Origin of the sequence: Rhizobium rhizoryzae, from assembly GCF_011046895.1 — a bacterium.
In the GTDB taxonomy this organism is placed as follows: domain Bacteria; phylum Pseudomonadota; class Alphaproteobacteria; order Rhizobiales; family Rhizobiaceae; genus Neorhizobium; species Neorhizobium rhizoryzae.
Map to the genome: position 1 here is coordinate 902,501 of NZ_CP049249.1, position 24,560 is coordinate 927,060.

Sequence of the window (24,560 nt, forward strand, 5' to 3'; positions counted from 1 at the left end):
TTCGAGCTCTTTGGCCTCGAAAACAACATCATAGCCGGCATCGATTATCGCGGTTCCGATAATTCGCTCTCCTCTGCGACAGGCGTGATCAGCGGCGCGCAAAGCCTCTACAACTGGAATACCGGCATCGCGCGCCCGCGCATCACCTTAAGCGCGCCATCGGAAACAGAGACTAGGCAGACCGGGGTTTACGGTCAGTGGCGCATCAAACCGACCGACCAGCTCACGTTGATCGGGGGCGGCCGCTTTACCTGGTTCGACAGCGAAACCGGCAACAGCAAAGTAAGCGCAAATGGAGAATTTACGCCTTACGCAGGCATCACTTACGATCTGACGAACTGGCTTACGGCGTATGGTAGTTTTACCGAAATTTTTCAGCCTCAATCCGTTACCAATGCTGCCGGCAACATTCTGGATCCTCGTACGGGCAAGCAATATGAAGTTGGCCTGAAAGCAGAGGTTTTTGAGAATGCTAATGCCACGCTTGCCTACTTCAATCTGACGGACAAGAACAGGGCGGTTTCTGATCCCAATAACCTGAGCTACTATCTGGCGAACGGAGAAGCCAAATTACAAGGTCTGGAACTGGAGGTAAGCGGAACCATTCTGGATCGCTGGGAGGCAACTGCCGCATACACGTTCACTGACACGGAGTTCAAGAACACAAACCGCGCTGCGGGCTCTGAATTCTACACACCCGAGCACATGGTTCAGTTGTGGACGAAATACACGTTTGATGATCGCACGCCAGCGCTTGACGGCTTCTTCATCGGCGGCGGCGTGAAGATGTTCAGCTCATTCAAGAACGTTTCGCGGACTGCGGCCGGAGGAGCGACGAGCATTGAGGCACCCGGCTATGCTGTCTTCGATCTTCAGGCAGGCTACAAGTTCAACGAACATGTCACCGCAAGCCTGACGGTCAACAACGTGTTCGACAAGACCTATTATGAGCGCGTCGGCGGCACCTCGGTCTTCAATTTCTACGGAGAACCGCGCACGGTGGTCCTGCGGGTCGGCACCACTTTCTAAGATCGCGTTGAGCTCGGCGGGATGACCGTCGAGCTCAACGCGCGGGTCGCGAATTCAGGCCGTTTTCTGTTGTGCAACGGTCTCATTCCGACCGTGATCATCGAGGATCAGAGTGCGCGCATCATCAGGTGTCAGCGGGCGAGAGAAGTGGAAGCCCTGAACATATTGAACGCCCATTTCGCGCAAGACTTCGAGTTCTGCTTCGCTCTCGACACCTTCAACGATGGCTCCGAGACCGAGTTCGCCACAGAGCGAAAGCATTGTCCGGATGATTTTCGCGCTTGCGGGTCGCTCATGCACTTCGGAAACGAAACTGCCGTCGATCTTGATCTTGGAAAGCGGCAGTTTGTGAACATGGTTCAGGCTCGAATAGCCTGTGCCGAAATCATCAAGAGAAATTCCGGCCCCCAATCGTTTCAGTAGCGTGATTGACTGGGTCGCCTGCTCGAAATCTCGGATGACAGCAGACTCCGTAATTTCAAAGTTGATGCGCTTGGCATCGAAGCTGGACTGCTCCACCAGTGCGACGATTTTCAGAATGCTATCAGGGCTCGCAAGATCCAGCGGCGAGAGGTTGAAGGATAGGATAGCATTCTCAGGCCAGGACTTAGCCTCTTCAAGTGCCTGGCGAAGCAGAGTGCGGGTGACGAGACTGATCCGCCCGGTATGTTCTGCAATCGGTATGAATTCGGCTGGGGAAACTCGGCCAAGCCCGGGACTTCTCCACCGCGCCAAAGCCTCGAAGCCAATGCAATGATGTGCCTGGATATTGTAGATCGGTTGATATTCGAGTGTCAGTTCGCGGTCCAGATCGGCCGCCATCAACGCCTCTTCCACCTGCTTCTGACGATCGAGGGATTGAGCCTGTGCCGCATTGAAGATCACGACACCTGCGCGCTGATATCTTTTGGCTGTGTAGAGTGCATAATCGGCTCGCTCATAGAGATCCTGCCCGTCGCGACCCACATCCGGATAGATCGCAACACCCATTGAACCGGTCACCTGCACCGTGTTCCCGCCCACAGGCATTCTCTCCGCAATCGAACTGCAAAGCTGTTCGCCCAGACGGGTCAATCGTTCTTCGCTGCAATCTCCTGTACAGATCATGCCGAATTCATCACCGCCGAGGCGATAGAATGACAGATCGTCCTGCTCGAGTTCTTTAAGACGTCTTGCGACCTCGATGAGGACCTTATCGCCCGCGGCATGACCGTACATGTCATTGATCGGCTTGAAGCCATCGAGATCGATGACCCCGACGCAGATTGGTTTCGTGTTCCGTTCGGCCGTTCCGAACACCTCGGTCAGCACGTTGAAGAAATTTCTTCGGTTCGGTATTTCCGTCAAGCTATCCAGATTTGCCAGCCGGAGATTTTCGTCCGAGAGCGCCTGCAAAGCCTTTTGCTGTTCAAGAAGCACCAGCCTCGACTCGTTCAGCTGTCGGAAATCCCGATAATGAGTGACGACAATCGCAATCATCGCACCGGTTACAAGCGCTACGTTCACACCGGTTGCTATGAAGGTCGGCTCTCCTGTCAGGAACATGGCGACCATGAACGGAATATTGACGGTGACCGCCACAACGAGTGCAGCTGAACGCAGGTGCATAAGGCAAAAGATGATGCCGATCACGGTGATCGCCATGAAGAAGGCAACGTGTGCCTTCTGATAAGCATCGCCATAAGGAAGCAGGGAAATCGACCACCAGGTGCAGAACACCGCTATCGGCGCAGCCAGAATATTCGTAGAGCGGAGCTTGCGATAGGCGAAGTCCGGCGAAATCACCTTGTTTCGATAGGAAATCCACTGGGCCGCCCGGCGCACGCACAGGATCGCAAAGACAATGGGCAAACCTACAACCATCCAGAACGGTGCAGAACCCGCATGCGTCAGAGCGAGCGACGTCATGTTCACGAGAAGAATGAAGTAAAGCAGAGGAACCTGCTTTGATAGCGCCTCGAACTGAGAAACGTTCAATACCGGATTATGGTTCGGAACCTTCAACTCGCTGATGATTTTCGATGCGTATCGACGTAGCATTCGGGCTCTTTTCGGTAGGTCGTGTGGTGCATTTGTCTTTCAATATTTAGCACCCCTCCGTTAAACCGCAGATAACGATCAGTGCAAACCTGCGGATCACTACCCCCACAGATTGAATTCCTCGATTGTACTTAATAGATCCTAGCACCCGACCAACCGTCCAAAACGCCGCGAGATTGGTCTGACCTTTGACGATTTCATTTGAAGTTTTCCAGAATTCATCATACGTATTTGTGGAGTGGTGCGATTTGGTCACCCTAGCAGGATGGAAATCGTGGCAGTGGAACTGAAGACCGGTCGCAAGGGAAGCGGCTCCCTCGTCGCCAAGGTTGAGCAAAGCTTGAGAGATGCGATACTCGCAGGCAACTATGCTCCGGGCGATCGTCTGCCGAGCGAAATTGAATTGACGGAAACGCATGGTGTCAGTCGCACCGTCGTTCGTGAGGCCGTTACTGCCCTGCGCTGTGACGGCTGGGTGGATGTGCGCCAAGGTGCGGGCATCTTCGTGCTTGATCGTTCCACCATACCCCAGAAGTCGGAAACTCTTGATGGTGCCCGGCTCGCGTCAGATCTGGAAGTTCTAGAGGTTCGCACGCCCCTGGAGATCGAGGCGGCAGGGCTTGCGGCACTGCGCAGATCCCCTGCTCAGGAGGAATTGATTTTCGATTGTCATGCGGCGGTTTTGCGCTGCATCAACGAAAACCGATCGATTCGTGAAGCAGACTTGGCGCTCCATCTTGCAATCGCTGCGGCAACAAACAATCCGCTGTTCACGCAGTTCCTGGAGCAGCAAGGCCAACATGCCATCCCGCAATCAAAGGTCGTTGCAGAACATCAAAATGACGAGCAGACTGCCTACAGACGGCTCATCCACAAGGAACACGAAGCTGTCGTTCTGGCTATATCTGATGCCGACGATCGAGCCGCCAGACTGGCAATGCAGAACCACCTTAGAGGCAGTCAGCTGAGATACCGAGACCTGTTGCGGGCGGCACGCGGCCTCGAACGCTCCTTTCCCTGACGCCCGCTGTTGTGCAATTCCAATGGAACCGACAGAGGTCATCCAGAGACCGATCGGTTAATGAACGCGGAACCCAACTTACGGCTGCGATTCGATTGGGGCTAGCATAGCCTCAGTTCCCCAGGCCTCGAACTGGGTCAATGCGGGAAACGGTGACGGATCGTCGGCCTTGATGAGATCATGCAGTTTCAGCCACTCGATCCGCCGTGGCTTCACGGCAAAACGTTGAGCCGATCCCGATTTTCCAAGCTCCAACTGCTCGGTTGATCCGTCGGAGAAGGTCACCGAGGCCTGCTTCCACCACGCATCATGGGGAAAATCGGCTCTGAGATAGAGCTTCAATTCATCGATACTCACTTCGCGACCGAAGTCGATTGTCAGCTCGGCTTGCGGATCCTGATTGATCCCCCAGCTGGTGAATGGCCACTTGCCATGGTCAGTATTTGCCTTCTCGCCATCGATCGCATTCCTAGCCGCAAAGGCTGCCTCTCCTCGTGTTTCGACATTTGCGGAGGCGTGCGGGTAAAGGGCATTGTTGGCGGCAGTATCGAGCGGATTGAACGCAAGATTCCGTCTCGTCACGATCTCTTCATGGGAGGCCTCACGCGCGAACAGCCGATGAATCTGCCCCGCAAAAGCAACGGGGGAAATTGTTTGTCCCTGCTGACCAAGAGGGAGAGGATAGGAATATTCTCGCTCACGCATGAAGAGAAGCGATGGAGCGATGGCTGCATCGAACGCAAGGAGCAGATAACCGGGCTCTGAAACGGTCAGACGAATGCAGTCGCCGGCCTCATATTCACCGCGATAGACGAGATTAAGTTCACCGTCCGATCCTGCTTGCGCTTTGGAACGGCCATTGATATCCATGATCGCGAGTGTGATGTGCATGTCGTTTTCCTCAGACGATACGGATGGTCAGTTCCGCGCCGACCACCGGCACGAGTGTTCGATAAAGGCGGGCGGGCCAAGCCTTTCTCAGGCGGGCATCCTCGATCTCGATTTCTTCGACCGTCGGCATTTCGCCGCCCGAGATCTCCAGTGTCGCAAGGCCAGGCAAGGTTACGAGGCCGCGCCTGACGAGAGGCCGCTGCTCCGTCATCAAAGATAGAACCGGCGTCCGACCGCATTCGTAACGATCGGCGAGTTCGATGAACCTGCCCTTGAACAGGCTCACACGGCGGGTGAAACGGCTTAACTGCGCCTCGGTCGGATAAGCTTCGGCAAGTTCCATGGTGAGGCTTGCCTGATCAGGGCCCAACACCGCTTCAACCTGTTTTGCCGCGAAGGTTTCTCCATCCTGCTGCATCACATCGCCGAATGTCGGCAGATTGTGGAAGGCGGACTGCATGGTCCAGATCTCGTATCGGCGGGGAGAGAATGTCTTGGCGGTATAGGTCTCGACGCCGATATCGATCAGAACGGGACGGCCATTCTTGTAAACGGTAAAGCTGCCGACATCGTTGTGGTTATGGCTTTCGCCGTTGCTACCTGCTTTTGCAGCAAGACAATAGCTGCCATCTCGCGCAATCATCAGGCCAATGCCGGGGAGGAAGACGTCTTCATGCACGACAGTCATCGCGGGCGTGCGCATGATCTCACCGTGAGTCTCCGCCGCTTGAAGCCGGTACCAGAGGTTCCATTCCTGCGGCATCAGACGGTCCGGATCGCACCGATAATCGGCGGCCGCAAAGGAACATAAAGCCTTGGAGCCAACAGCCTTGCCAAACAGATATTCGCGCGTGCCGCAGGGCGGCACCACTGCCGACGAGTCTGCAAAGTTGATGTAGTAGTTCTTCGAAACATGCATGTGGCGGATGAACTCCGCCATGTTTTGGATTTTCGGCTCTGACCACAGCGCGCCGATGAAACCATCGCCGACCTGCTGCAGGATTTGCATCGCACCGAACATGCACAAAGCAGCATGACGATAGTAGACGACACCCTCCTCACAGGCCCCGTCATCCGCATAATCCTTGACGAAGGCGTCGAGGCTGCCGAGTGCCTTCAGCGCAACCGAACGTCGAATGCGTTGGTCGGTCGGTAGCAGAAAGGCGGACAGGAGAACATTCTGCGTTATCCAGGCAGTCCAGTTGTTCATGCGCTCTTCGCCATGCCCCATCCACCAGAAGTGCTCTGACAGGTAAGGCGTGAGAATACGACGACCGACTTCCTCTTCGATCCTTAGACCGATTGCCGGGTCGACGGCGTCCAGTTGCTGTTTCAGAAGATGCCGAACGACACACAGGTTAGCAGCGGTTTCGGCTGCGAAGAGATCAATGATGGGACGGTCTGCGCGAGGCAAAGGCAGCCTTGCTCCACCGCGCACATAGGCGTTGTGTGCTGGCAATTGCCAGCCGCTCTCTTCACAGAGGAGGAAGATGCCATCGATGATCTGGTCCAGATATCGCCCGGATCCCGACGCCCATTCTGCAAGCACAAGATCATTCAGCTTGAGGCGGCGGCCAAAGTAGCGGTCTTCAAAGCGAGCACGGTTGCCGCTTGAGACATAGTCTCGGTAGTGGCTGGCCAGCAGTTCCGGCCAAGGCTTCGTCAATGCGGCGTCTCCCGCTACTTCCAAAACCCTACGGACCTCTGGATCAATCTCTTCGATCCCGCTCAGTGACAGATGCGGGGAAAAGTCTGCCAGATACTCCGGCAGCCGACTGCCAAATGCACTGAACATGCTCACGCGCGCTTGATCTCCTTGCTACTGATCATGTCCCTATCATACCTATTTTCGCTCATCCAGCAAATTTGTCTGATGTTATGTAAAGTTGTTTGACCAATACAACGAGTGTGCTATGCAGAGGCCGGGAAGTTGATGGAAGTTGGGAGGAGTGCTGGTGGCAAGTCTGGATCCAGCAATATCTGGCGATGCGGCAAAACCCGTCAAGGTCCGCAGAAAGGTCCGCGTCGTGTCTCGGCGTCGCCGTCGCGTTGAGAATGCCCTTGTTGCGTATTCCTTCATTGCCCCAAACTTTCTGGGTTTTGCGGTCTTTACACTTGGCCCCATCCTTTTCGCGTTTGCGCTGGCTTTCATGCACTGGGACGGCTCAAACCCGATCAAGTTTGCCGGCCTGGATAATTTCTGGCGGCTGTTCGAAGATCGTGCGTTCATCGCAGCATTCTGGAACACGGTCGTTTACACCGTCGTCTCCGTCCCGCTCACCCTCGCCTGCGCACTGGGTCTCGCAATGTTGCTGAACCAGAAGATCGTCGGCCGGGATTTCTTTCGAACTGCGATGTTCTTTCCCTATGTCGCATCGCTGGTCGCCGTTGCAGTCGTCTGGAACATGATCTTCAATCCGGAAATGGGTCCGGTGAACATGCTTCTCTATACGCTGGGGCTGGATCCGAAGGACATGCCGGGCTGGGCCGCTGACCGCCACTGGGCCATGGTCACGGTCATCCTTTTCGGCGTCTGGAAGAGTATGGGCTATTACATGGTCATCTACCTGGCCGGGCTTCAGGGCATCAATTCCGAGCTTTACGAGGCAGCGGGGCTGGACGGCGCGAATGCATGGCAGAAGTTCCGCCACGTCACATTGCCGCAACTGGCGCCGACCACCTTCTTCGTCACGGTGATGCTCACCATTCAGTCCTTCAAGGTGTTCGATCAGGTTTACATGATCACGCAGGGCGGCCCCGGTACATCAACCCTCGTTCTCGTCTATCACATCTACAACGAAGCCTTCATTTCCTGGGATCTCGGCTATTCCAGCATGATTGCGCTCGTCCTGTTCTTCCTGGTGCTGGCGGTAACCGTCATCCAGTTTCGCCGCCAGAAGGAGGATTGAGCCATGCGCAAGACAAAACGCCGGATCGATTTCTCGCGTATCGCCGTCTACGTCACGATCATCGCCATCACGATCATCATGCTGCTGCCCTTTGCATGGATGCTGTCCGCGTCCCTGAAGCTCAGCCGTGACGTCTTCGTGTTTCCGATCGAGTGGATCCCCTCGCAACCGCGCTGGGAGAACTACACGGAAATCTGGACGAAGATCCCGCTTGCGCTCTTCATCTACAACACATCGAAGCTGACGATTATCGTCACCCTGCTGCAATTGCTGACATCCAGTTTTGCCGCCTATGCCTTTGCGAAACTGCGCTTTCCCTACAAGAATACGCTGTTTCTCGGCTACATTGCGACGATCGCGATGCCTTGGCAGGTCTACATGGTGCCGCAGTTCCTGCTGATGCGCGAGTTTGGTCTGAACAACACGCATCTGGCGCTCATCTGCCTGCAGGCCTTCACTGCCTTCGGCGTATTCTTGATGCGGCAGTTCTATATGTCTATCCCGGATGAACTTTGCGAAGCGGCTCGTATCGACGGCATGAACGAATACCAGATCTGGGCAAAGATCATGCTGCCGCTTTCCAAGCCCGCGCTCTCCACCCTGACGATCTTTACGTTCGTCACGACGTGGAACGACTTCCTCGGACCGATGATCTACCTCACCAAGACTGAACTGAAGACAATCCAGATCGGTCTGCGCATGTTCATTTCGCAGTATTCTGCCGAGTACGGATTGATCATGGCCGCATCAGTTGTGGCCCTGATACCGGTGCTCATTGTCTTCCTGTCGCTGCAGCGCTTCTTCGTCGAAGGCGTCGCTTCGTCAGGTCTGAAAGGGTAATGTCCATGAACGCTCTCGCATCCGGCTCGCCTGCTCCGATCAAAGACGAAGAAGTCAATGCGGCACTCGATATTGCCGTCGCGCAGGTACGCCGCAATCTGCCGCAGTTTACCTATCAGGCGCAGAACCACTCCAGTGTCGGCAACATCTATCCGGCTGTTGCAAACGACCAGTGGACAGCTGGTTTCTGGCCGGGCGAAATCTGGTTAGCCTTTGAACATACAGGCGACAAGCTGTTCCAATATGCGGCGCAGATCCAGGTGCAGAGCTTCCAGCACCGCATCGAGAACCGGATCGAAACCGACCATCACGACATGGGGTTTCTCTATTCGCCCTCCTGCATTGCCGCTTGGAAGCTGGTAAAAGATGAAGACGGGCGCAGAGCCGCACTGATGGCCGCAGACCAATTGCTGGAGCGCTATCAACCGGTCGGCCAGTTCATCCAGGCCTGGGGCCGCAAAGGCAATCCAAACGAATATCGCTATATTATCGATTGCCTGCTTAACCTGCCGCTTCTCTATTGGGCAAGTCAGCAGACGGGCGATCCGAAATATCGCGACATTGCGCTGCTGCATGCGAGAACGACACTTGCGAATTCGGTCAGAGCGGACGATTCCACCTATCACACCTTCTATATGGATCCGAAAACGGGAAAGCCCGTGCGGGGTGCCACCAAGCAGGGCTATAGCGACGATAGTTTCTGGGCGCGCGGGCAGGCTTGGGGCATTGCCGGAATGGCCCTCTCTTATCGCTATGAGCCCATTGCGGAATACAGGGAGGCGTTCGAACGTCTGCTGACATTCTATCTGAACCGTCTACCGGCTGACATGGTGCCCTATTGGGATCTGATCTTCACGGACGGAGATGCAGAACCGCGCGATAGCTCATCGGCATCCATTGTTGCCTGCGGCCTTCTGGAAATGGCCGAACTTGTCGATGCAGACGATGCGGCTCGCTACCGCGATCTCGCACGGCGGATGATGAAGAGCCTGGTTGATCACTACGCGGTCAAGGATCCGTCTCAGTCCAATGGGCTCGTCCTTCACGGCACCTATTCAAAAAAGACCCCGCACAACACCTGCCGTGGCGAAGGCGTCGATGAGTGCGTGTCCTGGGGCGATTATTATTTCATGGAAGCGTTGACGCGTCTTTCGCGCAACTGGTCTTCCTACTGGTGAGGGCCGAAGGGCAGATGGCAAGCATTTCTTTGAAGAAACTGAACAAGACCTTTGGCGCTCTGACCGTCGTACACGACATCGATCTGGAGATCGCCGACAAGGAGTTCATCATTCTGGTCGGCCCTTCCGGATGCGGCAAGTCGACCACTCTGCGCATGATCGCAGGGCTGGAGGAAATCTCCGGCGGCGAACTCATCATCGGCGATGACCTGATGAATGATGTGCCCTCCAAGGATCGCGACATCGCGATGGTCTTTCAGAACTATGCGCTCTATCCGCATATGACCGTCTACAAGAACATGGCGTTCGGTCTCGAACTCAGGAAGGCTCCCAAGGACGAGATCGACCGCAAGGTGCAGGAGGCGGCAAAGATTCTCGATATCAGTCATCTTCTAAACCGGAAGCCGAAGGCCTTGTCGGGCGGCCAGCGCCAGCGTGTGGCATTGGGCCGTGCCATGGTGCGCAATCCGGAGGTCTTCCTACTGGATGAGCCGCTCTCCAACCTCGATGCGAAGCTTCGCGGCACGATGCGCGCTGAAATCAGCAAGCTGCATAAGCGACTGAATGCCACGTTCATTTACGTCACTCACGACCAGGTCGAGGCCATGACCATGGCCGACCGCATCGTGGTGATGAAGGACGGGCATATCCAGCAGGTGGATACGCCGCAGAACCTCTATGACCGGCCAATCAACATGTTCGTAGCAGGCTTCATCGGCGCACCGCAGATGAACATGTTACCCAGCACCATCCGAAAGGATGGAGAGCGGCTGGTCGCGGTTTTCAACGATCATGTCCTGCCACTTCCAGTAAGCTTCGATCGGGCGCGGATCGAACCCTATGTCGGCAAAGAGATCATTCTCGGAATTCGACCGGAAAACTTCCACGAACTTGCGCCGGGCGATATCGATCCGGCCAATACTGCCCCCTTCTCGGCAACCGTCGAACTGGCGGAACCCATGGGCTCGGAGGTGCATCTCAATCTCATCGCCGGCGGGCAGAACATGATCGCGCGCGTGTCGCCGCGTTTTAAAGCGCGATTGGGCGAAGAGGTGCGGCTGACTGCAGACATGACCAATACGCAGCTTTTCGACCCGCAGACTCAGGTTTCAATCCTGTACTAGGAGCAAATAACACCATGGCCGTTCAATGGCTGCAAAACTACTGGACGAAGGAAGGCGCGGGCATCCCAAAAGATGCGCCGAAACGCACCGGCCTCGCCCTGTTTGCAGAAATTCTCGGCCGCGAGTGGTGGGAGATGGTGAAGCTCAACATCCTGTTCCTGCTGACATCTCTTCTGGTGGTCACGATCCCGGCAGCGATCTTTGCGATGGCGAGTGTTTCCCGTGCCTTCGTGGAAGACCGGAACGTTTATCTTTTGCGGGACTACCTGGATGCGCTGAGAGCTTATTGGTTGAGAGCGTCAGTCTGGGCTATCGTTACAAGCGCAGTGCTGGGCCTTTGCGCCTATGCAGTCCGGACTTACGCATCCTACGCGGCAACAGATCTCGCCTATGCAGCACCTCTTACGGTCAGCCTGTCCGTTACACTGTTCGTGGCGATGATGACATGTCAGTTTATCGTGATTTCCGTCATCGAAAGCCGCTCTGTCTTGTCTACGATCCGTCTCTCGGCGCTTGCCATTCTGCTCACGCCGCTGCCGCTCGTCGGCGCGCTTCTGTTCGTCGGCGCACTTTGGCTCGCCCACATCCTGCTTTACCCGGTCTCGGTCTTCATGCCTGCGGCCATAAATTTTTCGCTCGGAATGTTCGCCATCGTCTTTGGCGCACATGGAGCCGCAATGCACGCGCTTGCCCTGTCGAAGGACAGGAACGGTTCATGAAATACAGGTGTTGCAGAAGCAACGCCTGAACCAGACACGATCAGGGAAGGAGATCAGAATGGTTCTGGAACAGTTGGGGAGAACATTGAAGCTTGCGGCCACCGGCCTGGGGCTTGCGACGCTTTTGGCAGGCACGGCGCTTGCGCAATCTGCACCGGTGACGCTGAAATGGGCGCTGTGGGACTGGGACAAGGTCGCCTACTACAAACCATTGATCGAGGCGTTCCAGCAGAAGAACCCGAACATCAAGGTCGAGCCGGTCGATCTCGGCTCCCAAGACTATCCGCAGATGGTGTCTACACAGTTGACCGGGGGCTCCAAGGACCTCGACATCGTGACCATCAAGGATGTGCCCGGCTACGCCAACCTCGTTCGGGCCAATACCATCACGGATCTCAGCGCCTTCATCAAGGATGAGAAGATTGATCCCGCACCGTTCGGTGGCTTGCTGCAGGAATTGACGGTCGACGGGAAGATCTATTCCATCCCGTTCCGCTCGGATTTCTGGATCGTCTACTACAACAAGGACATTTTCGACAAAGCAGGCGTTCCCTATCCGACCAATGACTGGACCTGGAAGCAGTTTGACGAGACGGCTGTGAAGCTTACGGGCGGCATGGGCGTCAACAAGACCTATGGCGCGCTTCTGCACACCTGGCGTTCGACGGTACAGCTTCCGGGCATTCAGGATGGAAAGCACACCGTAACCGGTGGTGAATACGAGTTCCTGAAGCCTTGGTACGAGCGCGCGCTGGCGCTGCAGAAGGCTGGAGCCGTACCGTCCTATGCGCAGTTGAAGACCTCCAACACGCATTATTCGGCTCTGTTCTTCAACGGCACAGTCGGCATGCTGCCCATGGGCACCTGGTTCATCGGCACGCAGATTGCCAAGGTGAAGTCCGGTGAATCCAAGGCCAAGAACTGGGGTATCGTCAAGTTCCCGCATCCGGAAGGCGTTGCAGCCGGCACGACGGCTGCGCAGATCTCGGGCCTCTCCGTCAACAAGAACTCGGATCACCAGAAGGAGGCTCTGGCCTTCATCAAGTTCGTCACCGGAGCGGAAGGCTCTGCGATCGTGGCATCGACCGGCACTCTGCCTGCCATGCGCACCGGCGACGTAGCTGCCAAGATCACGTCGCTTCCCGGCTTCCCGCAGGACCAGAACAGCAAGGATGCGCTACAGTCCGGCAAGTCCTATCTCGAAATGGCAGTCAACCCGAATGCCGCTAAGATCGAAGTGGTTCTGAACCGCGCCCATGATGCAATCATGACCGACAACATGTCGATTGCCGACGGCATCAAGGAGATGAACGAAGGCGTAAAGGCCATCAAGTAAGGCCCGATCAAACCCAGCCGCGGAGCAGTTCTCCGCGGCTGGTGAAACAATCGCAGACTGGAATTCTTGCCGTGCCTCATCCCCTGCTCCGCGCCAATCCGCTCCATGGCAATCCCCTTCAAACCCGCCAGGATGTGGCAAACGCGCTGATCGACCTGTTCGAGCCGCTCTTGCCCTACTTCTCGGAAGGCGGCGCGCGCGTCACTTTAAGTGCAGCAGGCGCCATCTTCGATCACCCGGCGGCAGATCTGGAAGGCTTCGCGCGCCCGCTCTGGGGCATCGTGCCCTTTGCGGCAGGTGGAGGGGAATTTGCGTACTGGGATCTCTACCGATGCGGCCTCGTCAACGGCATGGACCCCGATCACCCCGAATATTGGGGCGATGTATCCGACCGGAATCAGAGACTTGTTGAACTCGCCGCAATCGGGTTCGGGCTGGCGCTCGTGCCGCACCATCTCTGGGCCCCTCTGGACAAGCGCGGCAAGGACATCGTGTCCAGTTACCTCCTGAAGGCACGGGAACGAGACTATGTCGACAACAACTGGAAATTCTTCCGTGTTCTTGTCGATCTTGGCCTGGAGAAAATTGGCATAGATTTCGACAAAACGAAGACCGAAGCCTATCTGGAAGAGTTGGAAGCCTTCGACATCGGGGATGGCTGGTATCGGGATGGCCCTGTCCGTCGTGTCGACCACTACATTCCCTTTGCCATGCATTATTATGGGCTTATCTATGCCGTTCTTGCCAGCGGAGATGATCAGCGAAAGGCGAGGATCATCGCCCGCGCAGAGCGCTTCACACAGGATATTCGCCACTGGTTCGGGCCGGATGGTTCCGCGCTCGCATTTGGTCGCAGCCAGACCTATCGCTTTGCGCAAGGCGGCTTCTGGGCCGCACTCGCCTTCGCAAATATTGAAGCCCTGCCCTGGGGCCAGATCAAAGGCTATTACCTCCGTCACCTTCGCTGGTGGTCTAAGCTTCCGATCGCAGATCGCGATGGCATTCTGTCCGTCGGCTACGGCTATCCTAATCTTCTGATGAGCGAGAGCTACAACTCCGCCTGCTCGCCCTATTGGGCACTCAAGTTCTTCCTGCCTCTGGCTCTGCCGGCTAGTCATCCCTTCTGGGCCGCGACCGAAGAGGAAGCCCCAGCTTGCGACGATGTCGTAGCGCTGGAAAAGCCTGGCATGGTAGCCATGCATCAACCGGACAATATCGTGGTTCTGGCGACCGGCCAGGAGCATGACAAGATGCGGGGCTCGAACGAGAAATATTCGAAGTTCGCCTATTCAACACGCTACGGCTTCAACATCGAAGCCAACGACAGGCACTTCGATGCGGCGAGCTTCGACAACATGCTTGGCCTATCCGACGACGGCGTGCATTTCCGCATGCGGGAAACCTTGGAAGACGCACTGATCGCTGATCATGTTCTCTATTCGCGCTGGAAAGCATGGAGCGATGTCGAGGTAGAGACCTGGCTCATTCCGCGCAACCCGTGGCATCTGCGCGTACACCGCCTGACCACACCATGCAATCTTTTCACAGCGGAGGGTGGTTTCCCGATTCAGCGTGCCGATTTCAATCGCGATACGATGACCGAGACGGAAAACTCAGCCATCTGGTATGGCCAGACCGATACAAGCCTGATCATTGATTGCGGTTCGTCGGTCAAACGAGCGGGCAAGGCACAGCTGGCCATTGCCAATACCAATCTGATCTGGGCGCGCACACTGGTGCCGCAACTACGTGCAAGTGTCCCGGCAGGTACATCCACCCTTGCCTCGGCAATCCTGGCTATGCCCAATCACGCCTGGAAGGCCGAATATCTGACCAATCTGCCAGCAATGCCGACAATTGAGCAACTCGAACAACTGGTTAGGGACAAAGGCCGGAAGATTGCGGCCTTCGATCTCTGATCAGCGACTCGCGGCCTGCTGCAACACACGTTCGATGGAGAGACCGACTGAGAGAATCTGACGGTCACGCATCTCCGTTCCCGCGATCATCAGGCCTGAGGGAGCTTCATCGCCCTGATGCATCGGAACGGAGAGTGCACATCCATCGAGAAAATTGATCATGGTCGGGTTGCGAAGGATGAGACCATTGGCCGCGAAGAACTTCGCATCGTCATTGATAAGCGGCTGGATTGCAGGGGCAATCACCGGCACCGTCGGCATGATCATTGCATCGAATCCGTGAACCTTCTGCAAGACGCGGCGCTTCCATGCAGCCCGTGTCTCGAGAGAGCGAATGTAATCGGCGGCGCTCAGTTCCCCTCCGCGGGTAATCCGCAGCTTGACGCGGGGGTCATAGTTTTCAGCCGCTCGGGAAATAAGCTCACGGTGCCAGGCAAAAGCTTCGGCAGCGACCATGTTGCCGCGCGCATAGATATCGGCAACTTCGGAAAACTCTTCCAGGCCGATTTCGCTGATGATCGCACCTGCATCGGACAGTAAGTCCAGCGTTCGGGAGAAGGCTCGTGAGACCGTTTCGTCCATGTCGAACAGGACGATCGTCTGCGGAACAGCAAGTCGCAAACCCTTGATCGGGGCTTCCACCGGAACGTCCAGGCCGTCTCCGGAAATGATACTGTCGATGATGGCACAGCAGGTCACACTGGCCGCCAGAGGTCCGATTGAATCAAGGGATGTCGAAAGCGGCACCACGCCTTGCGCAGAAACCCGGCGCGCAGTGGGCTTGAACCCGGTCAGTCCGCACAGCGCGGATGGAATCCGGATAGAGCCACCCGTATCCGTTCCGATTGCCGCGACGGCCATCCCGTCCGTCACGGAAATCGCGGCACCCGACGAAGAGCCACCCGGTACCCGCCCCGTGTCCCGGTCGTAAGGATTGCGCGGCGTCCCGTAATGCGGATTGATGCCTATGCCTGAAAAGGCAAATTCGCTCATGTTGGTCGTGCCGGTGATCACCGCCCCGGCGGCGATGAGGCGCTGTACAACCGGCGCAATTTCCTGCGCTGCGGGGGCATCCTTCAGCGCGATGCTACCCGCAAGCGTCGTTTCACCAGCGATATCGAACAGATCCTTGACCGATATCGGGACACCCTCAAGGGGTGATCGCTTGATACCTGCCGTTCTCAGCGTATCCGAAGCCTCGGCCAGCTTCACGGCTCGCTGATCGTTGCGGCGGATGTACACCCGAACTCCTTCGCCTGCCGGATCATTGATCCGCGCGAGTGTCTCTTTGGTCAGCGTACTCGACGATACGATCCCACGATCCAGGGCCTCGGCGGTTTCGACGACGGTAGGATATCTGGACATGAATGCTCCGCAGCTGACGTTTTGAGGTCTACCGATTCATTAGCCGCCTGCAATACAAATTCAAAGCTTTATCGCAGCATCGGACGTAGTTCTGCAGCGATCCGTTGCAACGGACGAAGGAAGCGGTCCGCCATCTCATCCGCCGCGATTTGCGCTGCCGGCGCCCCGATGTTGACGGCTGCGACCACCCTGCCCTTGGCATCGTGAAGCGGCACCGCGAGAGAGCACAGGCCCAGTTCCAGTTCCTGGTTGATCACCGCATATCCCTGACCCCGTACTCTCTGTAGCTCCGCCATGATCTCGTCGGGTTCCGTCATCGTGTGTGGCGTGTTCTTCGTCCTAGGACATTGCTCCAGCAGAGTTCTGGCCTGATCCGGCGGCATGGACGCCAGCAGAACACGCCCCATGGACGCGCAATAGGCCGGGAGTCTGCTGCCTGCTGTCAGATTGATGGACATGACCCTTCTCTGGGAGGCTCGGGCGATATAGACCACCTCCCAGCCGTCCAGAACGCTGACGGATGCGCTTTGACCAACCTCTTCTGAAAGCCTGTCGAGAAACGGCTGAACGATGTTGGGCATGGGCGTTGCAGACAAATAGGCATGGCCGAGCCGCAAAATTCGCGGCGTCAGACTGAAGAACTTGCCGTCATAATCGGCATAGCCAAGCTCCGACAATGTGAGCAGGCAGCGGCGTGCGGTTGCGCGGTCGAGGGCCGTGATCTTCGAAACGTCAGCTATGGAAAGCTTGGGCGTATTTTCGCCAAACGCTTCGATCACGCGCAGGCCTTTGGCGAAGCCACCCATCAGATCCGTATCAGCCACCGCCATATCCCTCCGCTACAGTTTGCTCACATTGTGCGATAATCGAACAAATGTCAAATAACGCACAAATTGTTTGACGCATGCTGGCGAAAGGCGCTTACTGCGCCGCGAAGAGGAGCATGGGAGTCTCTCAAAATGGACAAGACAATTCGGAGCGCGGCAGAAGCCGTCTCCAAGATAATGGACGGCGCAACCGTCATGATCGGCGGTTTTGGTGGTTCTGGCGCGCCGATCGAACTCATTCACGCGCTGATTGACCACGGTCCGAAGAACCTGACCGTCATCAACAACAATGCTGGCAATGGACGGATCGGCATCGCCGCGATGATTGATGCAGGCATGGTCAAAAAGATGATCTGCTCGTTCCCGCGCTCCTCCGATCCGCGCGCCTTCACAGATCGCTATCTCGCGGGCGAGATCGAGCTCGAGCTGGTGCCGCAGGGGACCCTTGCAGAGCGAATCCGCGCTGGTGGCGCAGGCATCCCGGCTTTCTACACCCCCACGGGTTACGGCACCGAACTGGCCGACGGCAAGGTGATCGCGGAATTCGAAGGGCGTCACTATGTGCAGGAGCGCTGGCTGAAGGCCGATTTTGCAATTGTGAAGGCGGAACTCGGCGATGTTCACGGCAACCTGACTTACAACAAGGCAGGACGAAACTTTAACCCCCTGATGTGCATGGCAGCCAGGACGACGATCGCGCAAGTGTCCAAAATTGTGGAAGCAGGCAGCATCAATCCGGAGCATGTCGTCACACCGGGCATCTTCGTGAACGGCGTCGTGGAAATCGCCGACCCGCAACAGGAAGAAGTTCTGATCCGCGCAGGAGTTGCATACGCATGACCCTCGACACACGCGAAGACATCAAGCTTTCCAACGCGCAGATTGCATGGCGCGCTGCACAGGACATCGAAGACGGCGCCTATGTAAATCTCGGCATCGGCTTTCCAGAAATGGTTGCCCGTTTCCAGCCGCCCGGACGCGAAGCGATCTTTCACACCGAGAACGGAATCCTCAATTTTGGCGAAGCCCCTGCTGCCGGTGAGGAAGACTGGGATCTCATCAACGCTGGCAAGAAAGCCGTAACGCTGAAGCCGGGTGCAGCCTTTTTCCACCACGCGGACAGTTTCGCCATGGTACGCGGCGGTCACCTCGATGTCGCCATCCTCGGCGCCTATCAGGTCGCCCAGAATGGTGATCTCGCAAACTGGCGTGTCGGGTCCAAGGGCGTTCCGGCCGTTGGCGGGGCCATGGATCTCGTGCACGGTGCCAAGCAGGTTTTCGTCATCACCGAACATGTCACGAAAGACGGCAAGCCGAAGCTGGTCGACAAGTGCACATTTCCGCTCACCGGTGTCGGCTGCATCACGCGGATTTACACCAGCCATGCGGTGATCGACGTGAAAGATGGTCACTTTGTCGTTCGCGAAAAGCTGGCTGACATGACGATGGATGAGCTTCAGGCCATGACAGGAGCACCGCTCCATACGGATGGTCCTGTGGCCGACCTCGTCGTCCCGCAAGTGTAAGGAGCATGCCAATGACCGACGCATTTATCTGCGATTACATTCGCACGCCGATCGGCCGCTTCGGCGGTTCCCTTTCCTCGGTTCGTGCGGATGATCTCGGCGCCGTGCCGCTGAAAGCCCTGATGGAACGCAACCCCTCCATCGATTGGGAAGCGGTGGATGATGTCATTTTCGGCTGCGCCAATCAGGCCGGTGAAGACAATCGCAACGTCGCCCGCATGTCGCTTCTCCTTGCCGGTCTTCCGGTGAGCGTCACGGGTACAACGATCAACCGCCTCTGTGGTTCAGGCATGGATGCGGTGATCACAGCTGCCCGAGCCATCAAGTCCGGCGAGGCCGAATTGATGATAGCCGGCGGCGTCGAGAGCATGAGCCGCGCGCCCTTCGTCATGCCCAAGGCGGAAACCGCCTTTTCCCGCAACGCGGAGATCTACGATACGACCATTGGCTGGCGCTTCGTGAACCCGTTGATGAAGAAGCAGTATGGCGTCGATTCCATGCCGGAAACGGGTGAGAATGTTGCCTTAGACTTCAATATCAGCCGCGAAGATCAGGATGCGTTTGCCGTGCGCAGCCAGAACAAGGCCGCAGAAGCGCAAGGCAATGGGCGTCTGGCGAAGGAAATCACGCCGGTTACCATTCCGCAGCGCAAGGGCGATCCGGTGATCGTTGCAAAGGACGAACATCCCCGCGCAACGACAATTGAAACGCTGGCGAAACTGCCGACGCCATTCAAGAAGGAAGGCGGCACTGTCACGGCTGGCAATGCTTCTGGTGTGAACGATGGTGCGGCGGCGCTGATCATCGCGTCTGAAGCGGCGATCAAGAAATTTGGTCTTCGCCCAATCGCTCGAATTGTAGGCGGTGGCACCGCTGGCGTTCCTCCGCGTATCATGGGCTTCGGCCCGGCACCGGCCTCCGCAAAGCTCCTCGCGCGCCTTGGTTTAACGCAACAGCAGATGGACGTCATCGAACTCAACGAGGCCTTCGCAAGCCAAGGTCTGGCGACCCTTCGTCATCTGGGCATCGCGGACGACGATGCACGCGTGAACCGCAATGGCGGTGCAATCGCACTCGGACATCCGCTTGGCATGTCCGGAGCCCGCATCGTGGGTACAGCCGCCATCGAACTGCATGAAACCGGCGGCCGCTATGCGCTTTCAACGATGTGCATCGGCGTCGGTCAAGGGATTTCCACGATCATCGAACGGGTTTGATCGGGGAAGGCGCGATCGGGGCGGCTATCGCCCCGATTGTCGACCGTAGAATTGCGCGGCATCCCCGAACATTTTGCTTCGCTCCGCATCATTCGTGTAGAACATATGTCCACCACGATAGAGCCTGAGTTGGGTTCGATCCTTGGCGATTGATTCCGGCAAATGATTGAGCACAAAGCGGCTTGCGCCATACGGCGTCAGAATATCGCTGTAGCCGTGGACCACCATGACACGAAATGACGGGATGACGGACAACAGGTCCCTGAGATCATTGGCGATACTTGCCGAGACACGGGCATCTCCACCACGACCGCCATTCCACTCCCAGCGACGGTTAACCTCTTCGTTGAGCAGGGAATAGGTCATCTCGGTCTTGAAGCCGAGCACGTCTCTTGCATAGGCCGCGAAGGCCGACCCGTAGGCGCGTGTATAGCCCTCCAAAATAGGATCATCGTTGCGGGCGTAGCTGGCTTCAGGATAGGCATCCGGCACAGGAACGCTCGCGTCATACGGGCTTAAAATCTGCCCTTCGCCCGCCGCCTGCTTGGCATAGATCTCCCCAACGAAACCGCGTGTGCGAACGACGTCTTGCCGTGCAAGGCCCGTCATCGTCGCGATGCGGTCGTAGATCGCGTCAGCATCCGCGCCCTGCTCCGGCGGATCAATCAATGCGCTGACATAGTCGCGATTGGCGAAACGTTCGGCCAGCATCACCCCATCCGTGGTGAATGTGCCCTTTCGTTCCATCTGCGCCGCCACGAGTGAGGGGAACTGAAGCGCTGCCGCCAGCGGATCCTTCTCGGGCCCGAAGACGAACCGGCCTTCCATCAATGGCGAGACCATAATAATCCCGGCTGGCACCATGTTCTGATTGTTCTTCAGCGCGAGCGCCACCTTGGCTGCGCGAAAGCCGCCATAGCTTTCACCCAGCAGATATTTCGGAGCCGCTAATACGCCATTGTTCTGCACGTAGAGCGCGATGGCCTTTGCAAGGCTCTCGGCATCCTGACGCACACCATAGAAGCGCGCCGCCGCATCATCATTGACGGCGCGGCTCCAGCCGGTCCCTACCGGATCAATCAGAACAAGATCAGTGAAAGCAAGCCAGCTCTCTGGATTATCCCGCAGCTCGGGCCGGGTTCCATCTCGATTGGCTCCTTCGAAGGGGAGGATCTTCGGTCCGACGAGCCCCAAGTGAAGATAGGCAGATGCGGCACCCGGCCCACCATTGAAGGCAAAGGTTATGGGTCTGTCCTGTACCGGATCCTTTGCCCGATAGGCCGTATAGAAAATCCTTGCGGTAACTTTACCGTCGGAGCCGCGCAGCGCCAGTGTTCCAGCCGTTGCTCGGTAAGCCATCTCGCCTTGCGACGTCTTCAGGACTGCTTCGGTCGTCACGTCGGATGGTAGAAGGTCAAGCAGACCCGATGGGTCAGGCGATGCCTGTTCGGCTCTCTCCCCTCTTGGACGCTCCTGCGCGAACCCAGGTGCAGCGAGGCCGACTGCGGCAACAAGAGCTGAAATCAAGACATATCGCAATGGACTACCCCTTCTGCTGATTTCAACATAGGGCAGTCCGCCGTGAGGGAAACTCAACTCAGCTTCAATACCCGGTGAATGCCTTCAAAGCGAAAGCAGGAACCTGATACAAATCAGCAGCAGAAAGACACCGAAAGCCAGTTCAAGTCGACGACGGGACAGGCGGTGCGCAAGATTGGCGCCAAAGGAAGCACACAGCACGCTCGTGGGGATAAACAGTATGGCGCCGAGAAGCGATACATAACCGATGGCGAGCGGGAACTGCAAAGCGGCTATTTCGGGATTTTCGGCAGCTCGCCCCCAACCCGCGTAGATGTAGCCGAGCGCTCCCGGGATCGAGACAAGCAGCCCTACTCCGGAAGAAGTAGCTACGGCCTGGTGGATTGGACGCGAATAGAAGGTCAGCATCAGCGTCGATAACTGCCCTCCACCGATGCCCATGAGCGACGACAGCAAGCCGATCACGACACCATAGGCACGCAGGACAGGCTTGCCCGGAAGCTCCACACCGAGCCGCCAACTCTCCCGACCAAACAGAAGCCTGACAGCTGAAAAACCTGCAACAGCGATGAAGACCAGCTTGAAGACTTCCGGCGGCGCATAGCGGGCAATCACACTTCCTGCCAGGACGCCAAACAGGATCGGAACCGCCCAAACCTTCAAGACGTCCCGATCAACGGCTCCCTTGCTTCGGTGTGTTCGGTAAGAGCGGAAGGACGTCGGGATGATGATGGCCAGCGAAGTGCCGACGCACAGGGGCATCCGCAACTCTTCCGGCACACCGAGCAGACGAAAGAGTTCGTAAAGCACAGGCACAATGATGGCGCCGCCGCCGACACCGAATAATCCTGCCAGTATTCCTGTCAAACATCCTGCGAGAAGGAGTGCAATGACAAGCAGTGCAAGTTCCTGCACCGATACTCCCAAAAACGCCACCATGTCGTCCCTCGCAAAAACGCCTCATGCTTATGAGCATGAGGCGCAAATTGGCCAAGGGCGCTCAAGACGTAAATACGCCCATCAACTTTATTTTTTCACGATCACCCAGATCGCGTGAATGATACCCGGGAGATAGCCGCACAGCGTCAGCAGTATGTTCAGCCAGAAATGAAGGCCGAGACCGACCTGCAGAAACACGCCTACCGGGGGCAGGAGAATGGCGAAAAGAATACGAATGACGTCCACGGTCGTTCCTCATAATCGGCGTTGTCTGGAGCCGTGCAAACGCACAACTCCGCTGATGGTTCAGATCTGGTTTTCCTCAGGCCGCACCGCAAGGCATCCCGCGCAAGAATTATGATCAGGATCCCTTTCCGATGTATCCAGCCGCTCTAATTCCGCGAGGTCAGGACTTGCGCTTATCTGGAGGTCGATCCTTTGAAGGACTTGCATCGTTGCGTTGCAGACGACCCGGTATCTTTTGCGCATGACGGCTGACAATCAATCCGAAACGACCCGCTTCGCCATCGGGCTGCTGCGTGGCGCAGCTGGCGCATTGATCTTCGGTATTCCGATGCTGATGACCATGGAGCTTTGGTTCCTTGGCTTCTACATGCCACGAGAGCGGCTTCTCCTTCTCCTCGTCGTCAATTTTCCGGTTCTCGTCCTGTTGGCGCGGCGCATCGGGTTCGAACATACATTCACTTGGTCCGAGGCGGCGCGAGACGCAATCGTTGCATACGCGCTCGGCATCCTGACCAGTGCTGTAATCCTAACCCTCCTCGGAATCGTGATGGAGGATCAGCCTCTGCGCGAATGGGTCGGAAAAATCGCCCTTCAGGCTGTTCCGGCAAGCATCGGTGCGCTTCTTGGACGCAGCCAGTTGGGCGGACAGCAGGACGACGATGAGGAGCAAGAGCCGGCCGAAGAGGCATCAACCAGTTACTCGGGTGAACTCTTCATGATGGCTGTAGGCGCTCTGTTCCTCAATCTCAACATAGCGCCGACAGAGGAGATCATCGCGATCTCCTACAAGATGACGCACTGGCACAGCATGGCGACGATTGTCATCTCCATCTTACTCATGCACGCTTTCGTCTACGCGGCACAGTTTCGCGGAACACACACGCTTGCAGGAAATGCACCCGCCTGGCACGCGCTCGTCCGGTTCACACTGCCGGGCTATATCGTAACATCACTCATCAGCGTCTACGTCCTTTGGACATTCGGCCGACTGGACGATACGTCCCTGACGCAGGCCATGATGTCCATGATCGTGCTGAACTTCCCCGGCGCCGTGGGCGCTGCCTCCGCTCGCCTCGTTCTGTGAGACCGACCATGACCACATCCAACAGGCAACAGAAAACGCATACGGAAACCGGGAAACCGCACTGGATCGAATGGTTGACCGGTATCGTATCGACCGTGCTCGTTCTGGCGTTGATGTCGTGGATAGGCCGGGAGGCGGTTCTGGCTGACTCGAGACCACCCGACCTTAGCGTCAGGATGCTACAGATCGAGCAGGCCGGAGCGCTTTACCGGGTCGATATTGAACTGCAGAATTCAGGGCCGAGCACCGCAGCATCAGTTCGAGTGGTTGGAAAGGTAACGCCGCAAAACGTACCGTCCGAGACAGCCGAGGTCACGTTCGATTTCGCGCCCGCTGAATCCCGAACGAAGGGAGCTCTCTACTTTCGAACAGACCCGCGTTCGAATCCGCTCGAGTTGATGCCGTCAGGCTTCACGGAACCCTGACGACATATTCCGTCAATCTCTCATCCGGCCCAATTCAGGAAAGGCCGCTCGAGCAGCCTCGAGGGAAGAGAATGTCTGATCTTCGCTGCGAAGCGTCACAGAGATCGGATGGCTTACGTCCAACTGGCCGTCGAGAGCGACGTCGAGGTCTTCACCAGCCTCTCGATGGAGCGTCGCCTCTCGTTCAAAGCCTTGTTTCAGAAGCCAGTCCCGGGGAGCCATGACGCTGACGGCGACGACAATCTGCTGGTCCGGCTGTTGTGTGGCAACAAGCTTGTAGCCGACGCTGGATTCTTCTCCACCCAAGGATAGACGTCCGTTGCCAGACAGTTCCTGCAAATGCTCGGTCATGAAACCTCCTTTATCGTTCAGTGCGATAAACAGGC

Annotated in this window: 23 protein-coding genes (1 of these 23 cut by a window edge); 14 read left to right on the forward strand and 9 right to left on the reverse strand. The window is 56.9% G+C overall.

What is annotated here, in order from left to right:
• Positions 1 to 1,029: the end of a TonB-dependent siderophore receptor gene (locus tag G6N80_RS04940; RefSeq protein ID WP_165131725.1), read on the forward strand. 1,116 nt of this gene lie to the left of the window's left edge; only the last 1,029 of its 2,145 coding nucleotides appear in the window; the start codon falls outside the window, past its left edge; it ends in the stop codon at positions 1,027 to 1,029.
• Between the two features lie 54 nt (positions 1,030 to 1,083).
• Here the strand turns inward: G6N80_RS04940 and G6N80_RS04945 are convergent, their stop codons facing one another.
• Positions 1,084 to 3,069: a putative bifunctional diguanylate cyclase/phosphodiesterase gene (locus tag G6N80_RS04945; protein ID WP_165131728.1), complete on the reverse strand. Its 1,986-nt coding sequence runs from the start codon at positions 3,067 to 3,069 to the stop codon at positions 1,084 to 1,086.
• Positions 3,070 to 3,334: 265 nt separating this feature from the next.
• Between G6N80_RS04945 and G6N80_RS04950 the strand changes: the two genes are divergently transcribed.
• A complete protein-coding gene (locus G6N80_RS04950) occupies positions 3,335 to 4,090 on the forward strand; it encodes a FadR/GntR family transcriptional regulator (protein WP_165131730.1) in 756 nt (251 codons plus the stop codon).
• Between the two features lie 78 nt (positions 4,091 to 4,168).
• Here G6N80_RS04950 and G6N80_RS04955 read toward each other — a convergent pair whose 3' ends face one another.
• Entirely contained in the window at positions 4,169 to 4,981 is an 813-nt protein-coding gene (locus tag G6N80_RS04955; protein ID WP_062557169.1) for a discoidin domain-containing protein, read from the reverse strand.
• A gap of 10 nt (positions 4,982 to 4,991) precedes the next feature.
• A complete protein-coding gene (locus tag G6N80_RS04960; protein WP_062557168.1) occupies positions 4,992 to 6,776 on the reverse strand; it encodes a heparinase II/III domain-containing protein in 1,785 nt (594 codons plus the stop codon).
• A gap of 169 nt (positions 6,777 to 6,945) precedes the next feature.
• Here G6N80_RS04960 and G6N80_RS04965 point away from each other — a divergent pair, with 169 nt between their 5' ends.
• The 7 genes from G6N80_RS04965 to G6N80_RS04995 all read left to right on the forward strand — a co-directional run bounded on the left by G6N80_RS04965 (position 6,946) and on the right by G6N80_RS04995 (position 15,006).
• The gene (locus G6N80_RS04965) at positions 6,946 to 7,890 is read left to right on the forward strand and encodes a carbohydrate ABC transporter permease (RefSeq protein WP_165132378.1); all 945 of its coding nucleotides are present in this window, start codon (positions 6,946 to 6,948) and stop codon (positions 7,888 to 7,890) included.
• A gap of 3 nt (positions 7,891 to 7,893) precedes the next feature.
• Positions 7,894 to 8,730: a carbohydrate ABC transporter permease gene (locus G6N80_RS04970; protein ID WP_062557167.1), complete on the forward strand. Its 837-nt coding sequence runs from the start codon at positions 7,894 to 7,896 to the stop codon at positions 8,728 to 8,730.
• 5 nt (positions 8,731 to 8,735) lie between these two features.
• Positions 8,736 to 9,908, forward strand: a complete 1,173-nt coding sequence (locus G6N80_RS04975; protein ID WP_165131732.1) for a glycoside hydrolase family 88 protein — start codon at positions 8,736 to 8,738, stop codon at positions 9,906 to 9,908.
• A gap of 14 nt (positions 9,909 to 9,922) precedes the next feature.
• Positions 9,923 to 11,032, forward strand: a complete 1,110-nt coding sequence (locus G6N80_RS04980) for an ABC transporter ATP-binding protein (RefSeq protein ID WP_165131734.1) — start codon at positions 9,923 to 9,925, stop codon at positions 11,030 to 11,032.
• A gap of 14 nt (positions 11,033 to 11,046) precedes the next feature.
• Positions 11,047 to 11,751, forward strand: coding sequence for a DUF624 domain-containing protein (locus G6N80_RS04985; RefSeq protein WP_062557165.1), 705 nt, complete (start codon positions 11,047 to 11,049; stop codon positions 11,749 to 11,751).
• Positions 11,752 to 11,809: 58 nt separating this feature from the next.
• The gene (locus G6N80_RS04990) at positions 11,810 to 13,087 is read left to right on the forward strand and encodes an ABC transporter substrate-binding protein (protein ID WP_165131736.1); all 1,278 of its coding nucleotides are present in this window, start codon (positions 11,810 to 11,812) and stop codon (positions 13,085 to 13,087) included.
• Between the two features lie 71 nt (positions 13,088 to 13,158).
• Positions 13,159 to 15,006: a DUF2264 domain-containing protein gene (locus tag G6N80_RS04995; protein WP_165131738.1), complete on the forward strand. Its 1,848-nt coding sequence runs from the start codon at positions 13,159 to 13,161 to the stop codon at positions 15,004 to 15,006.
• Here the strand turns inward: G6N80_RS04995 and G6N80_RS05000 are convergent, their stop codons facing one another.
• Together G6N80_RS05000 and G6N80_RS05005 are read right to left on the reverse strand one after the other, a co-directional pair.
• Positions 15,007 to 16,371: an amidase gene (locus G6N80_RS05000; protein WP_165131740.1), complete on the reverse strand. Its 1,365-nt coding sequence runs from the start codon at positions 16,369 to 16,371 to the stop codon at positions 15,007 to 15,009.
• Positions 16,372 to 16,439: 68 nt separating this feature from the next.
• The gene (locus G6N80_RS05005) at positions 16,440 to 17,195 is read right to left on the reverse strand and encodes an IclR family transcriptional regulator (protein WP_062557200.1); all 756 of its coding nucleotides are present in this window, start codon (positions 17,193 to 17,195) and stop codon (positions 16,440 to 16,442) included.
• A gap of 135 nt (positions 17,196 to 17,330) precedes the next feature.
• Between G6N80_RS05005 and G6N80_RS05010 the strand changes: the two genes are divergently transcribed.
• The 3 genes from G6N80_RS05010 to pcaF are packed head-to-tail and all read left to right on the forward strand — an operon-like array spanning position 17,331 to position 19,941.
• On the forward strand, positions 17,331 to 18,038 hold the full coding sequence (locus G6N80_RS05010) for a 3-oxoacid CoA-transferase subunit A (protein WP_165131742.1): 708 nt from the start codon (positions 17,331 to 17,333) through the stop codon (positions 18,036 to 18,038).
• Positions 18,035 to 18,724, forward strand: coding sequence for a CoA transferase subunit B (locus tag G6N80_RS05015; RefSeq protein WP_062557161.1), 690 nt, complete (start codon positions 18,035 to 18,037; stop codon positions 18,722 to 18,724). Before G6N80_RS05010 ends, G6N80_RS05015 begins: the two co-directional genes overlap by 4 nt.
• 11 nt (positions 18,725 to 18,735) lie before the next feature.
• Positions 18,736 to 19,941: a 3-oxoadipyl-CoA thiolase gene (gene pcaF / locus G6N80_RS05020; RefSeq protein ID WP_062557160.1), complete on the forward strand. Its 1,206-nt coding sequence runs from the start codon at positions 18,736 to 18,738 to the stop codon at positions 19,939 to 19,941.
• A 24-nt stretch (positions 19,942 to 19,965) separates the two neighbouring features.
• Here pcaF and G6N80_RS05025 read toward each other — a convergent pair whose 3' ends face one another.
• From G6N80_RS05025 to G6N80_RS05035, 3 genes are all read right to left on the reverse strand, one after another.
• Entirely contained in the window at positions 19,966 to 21,468 is a 1,503-nt protein-coding gene (locus tag G6N80_RS05025; RefSeq protein WP_246251364.1) for a S10 family peptidase, read from the reverse strand.
• 96 nt (positions 21,469 to 21,564) lie between these two features.
• On the reverse strand, positions 21,565 to 22,419 hold the full coding sequence (locus tag G6N80_RS05030; protein ID WP_165131744.1) for a sulfite exporter TauE/SafE family protein: 855 nt from the start codon (positions 22,417 to 22,419) through the stop codon (positions 21,565 to 21,567).
• An 87-nt stretch (positions 22,420 to 22,506) separates the two neighbouring features.
• Positions 22,507 to 22,665 (reverse strand): YqaE/Pmp3 family membrane protein, encoded by a 159-nt coding sequence (locus G6N80_RS05035; RefSeq protein WP_082547372.1) that lies wholly within the window; start codon positions 22,663 to 22,665, stop codon positions 22,507 to 22,509.
• A 241-nt stretch (positions 22,666 to 22,906) separates the two neighbouring features.
• Here G6N80_RS05035 and G6N80_RS05040 point away from each other — a divergent pair, with 241 nt between their 5' ends.
• Both G6N80_RS05040 and G6N80_RS05045 read left to right on the forward strand, forming a co-directional pair.
• Positions 22,907 to 23,749 carry a TIGR02587 family membrane protein gene (locus G6N80_RS05040; protein ID WP_165131746.1) on the forward strand — a complete coding sequence of 281 codons (843 nt, stop codon included), beginning with the start codon at positions 22,907 to 22,909 and terminating at the stop codon, positions 23,747 to 23,749.
• A gap of 8 nt (positions 23,750 to 23,757) precedes the next feature.
• Positions 23,758 to 24,174: a hypothetical protein gene (locus G6N80_RS05045; RefSeq protein WP_062557158.1), complete on the forward strand. Its 417-nt coding sequence runs from the start codon at positions 23,758 to 23,760 to the stop codon at positions 24,172 to 24,174.
• A 12-nt stretch (positions 24,175 to 24,186) separates the two neighbouring features.
• On the opposite strand, the gene G6N80_RS05050 is transcribed toward G6N80_RS05045, so the two are convergent.
• Positions 24,187 to 24,525, reverse strand: a complete 339-nt coding sequence (locus G6N80_RS05050) for a hypothetical protein (RefSeq protein ID WP_165131748.1) — start codon at positions 24,523 to 24,525, stop codon at positions 24,187 to 24,189.
• Positions 24,526 to 24,560: the final 35 nt, after the last annotated feature.

Coding starts and splice junctions, on each gene's coding strand:
- G6N80_RS05030 (WP_165131744.1), bottom strand. CDS start 22,419: ATGGTGGCGTTTTTGGGAGTATCGGTGCAGGAACTTGCACTGCTTGTC.
- G6N80_RS05045 (WP_062557158.1), top strand. CDS start 23,758: ATGACCACATCCAACAGGCAACAGAAAACGCATACGGAAACCGGGAAA.
- G6N80_RS04945 (WP_165131728.1), bottom strand. CDS start 3,069: ATGCTACGTCGATACGCATCGAAAATCATCAGCGAGTTGAAGGTTCCG.
- G6N80_RS04985 (WP_062557165.1), top strand. CDS start 11,047: ATGGCCGTTCAATGGCTGCAAAACTACTGGACGAAGGAAGGCGCGGGC.
- G6N80_RS04975 (WP_165131732.1), top strand. CDS start 8,736: ATGAACGCTCTCGCATCCGGCTCGCCTGCTCCGATCAAAGACGAAGAA.
- G6N80_RS05015 (WP_062557161.1), top strand. CDS start 18,035: ATGACCCTCGACACACGCGAAGACATCAAGCTTTCCAACGCGCAGATT.
- G6N80_RS04980 (WP_165131734.1), top strand. CDS start 9,923: ATGGCAAGCATTTCTTTGAAGAAACTGAACAAGACCTTTGGCGCTCTG.
- pcaF (WP_062557160.1), top strand. CDS start 18,736: ATGACCGACGCATTTATCTGCGATTACATTCGCACGCCGATCGGCCGC.
- G6N80_RS04990 (WP_165131736.1), top strand. CDS start 11,810: ATGGTTCTGGAACAGTTGGGGAGAACATTGAAGCTTGCGGCCACCGGC.
- G6N80_RS05000 (WP_165131740.1), bottom strand. CDS start 16,371: ATGTCCAGATATCCTACCGTCGTCGAAACCGCCGAGGCCCTGGATCGT.
- G6N80_RS05040 (WP_165131746.1), top strand. CDS start 22,907: ATGACGGCTGACAATCAATCCGAAACGACCCGCTTCGCCATCGGGCTG.
- G6N80_RS04950 (WP_165131730.1), top strand. CDS start 3,335: ATGGAAATCGTGGCAGTGGAACTGAAGACCGGTCGCAAGGGAAGCGGC.
- G6N80_RS04970 (WP_062557167.1), top strand. CDS start 7,894: ATGCGCAAGACAAAACGCCGGATCGATTTCTCGCGTATCGCCGTCTAC.
- G6N80_RS05050 (WP_165131748.1), bottom strand. CDS start 24,525: ATGACCGAGCATTTGCAGGAACTGTCTGGCAACGGACGTCTATCCTTG.
- G6N80_RS04955 (WP_062557169.1), bottom strand. CDS start 4,981: ATGCACATCACACTCGCGATCATGGATATCAATGGCCGTTCCAAAGCG.
- G6N80_RS05010 (WP_165131742.1), top strand. CDS start 17,331: ATGGACAAGACAATTCGGAGCGCGGCAGAAGCCGTCTCCAAGATAATG.
- G6N80_RS04960 (WP_062557168.1), bottom strand. CDS start 6,776: ATGTTCAGTGCATTTGGCAGTCGGCTGCCGGAGTATCTGGCAGACTTT.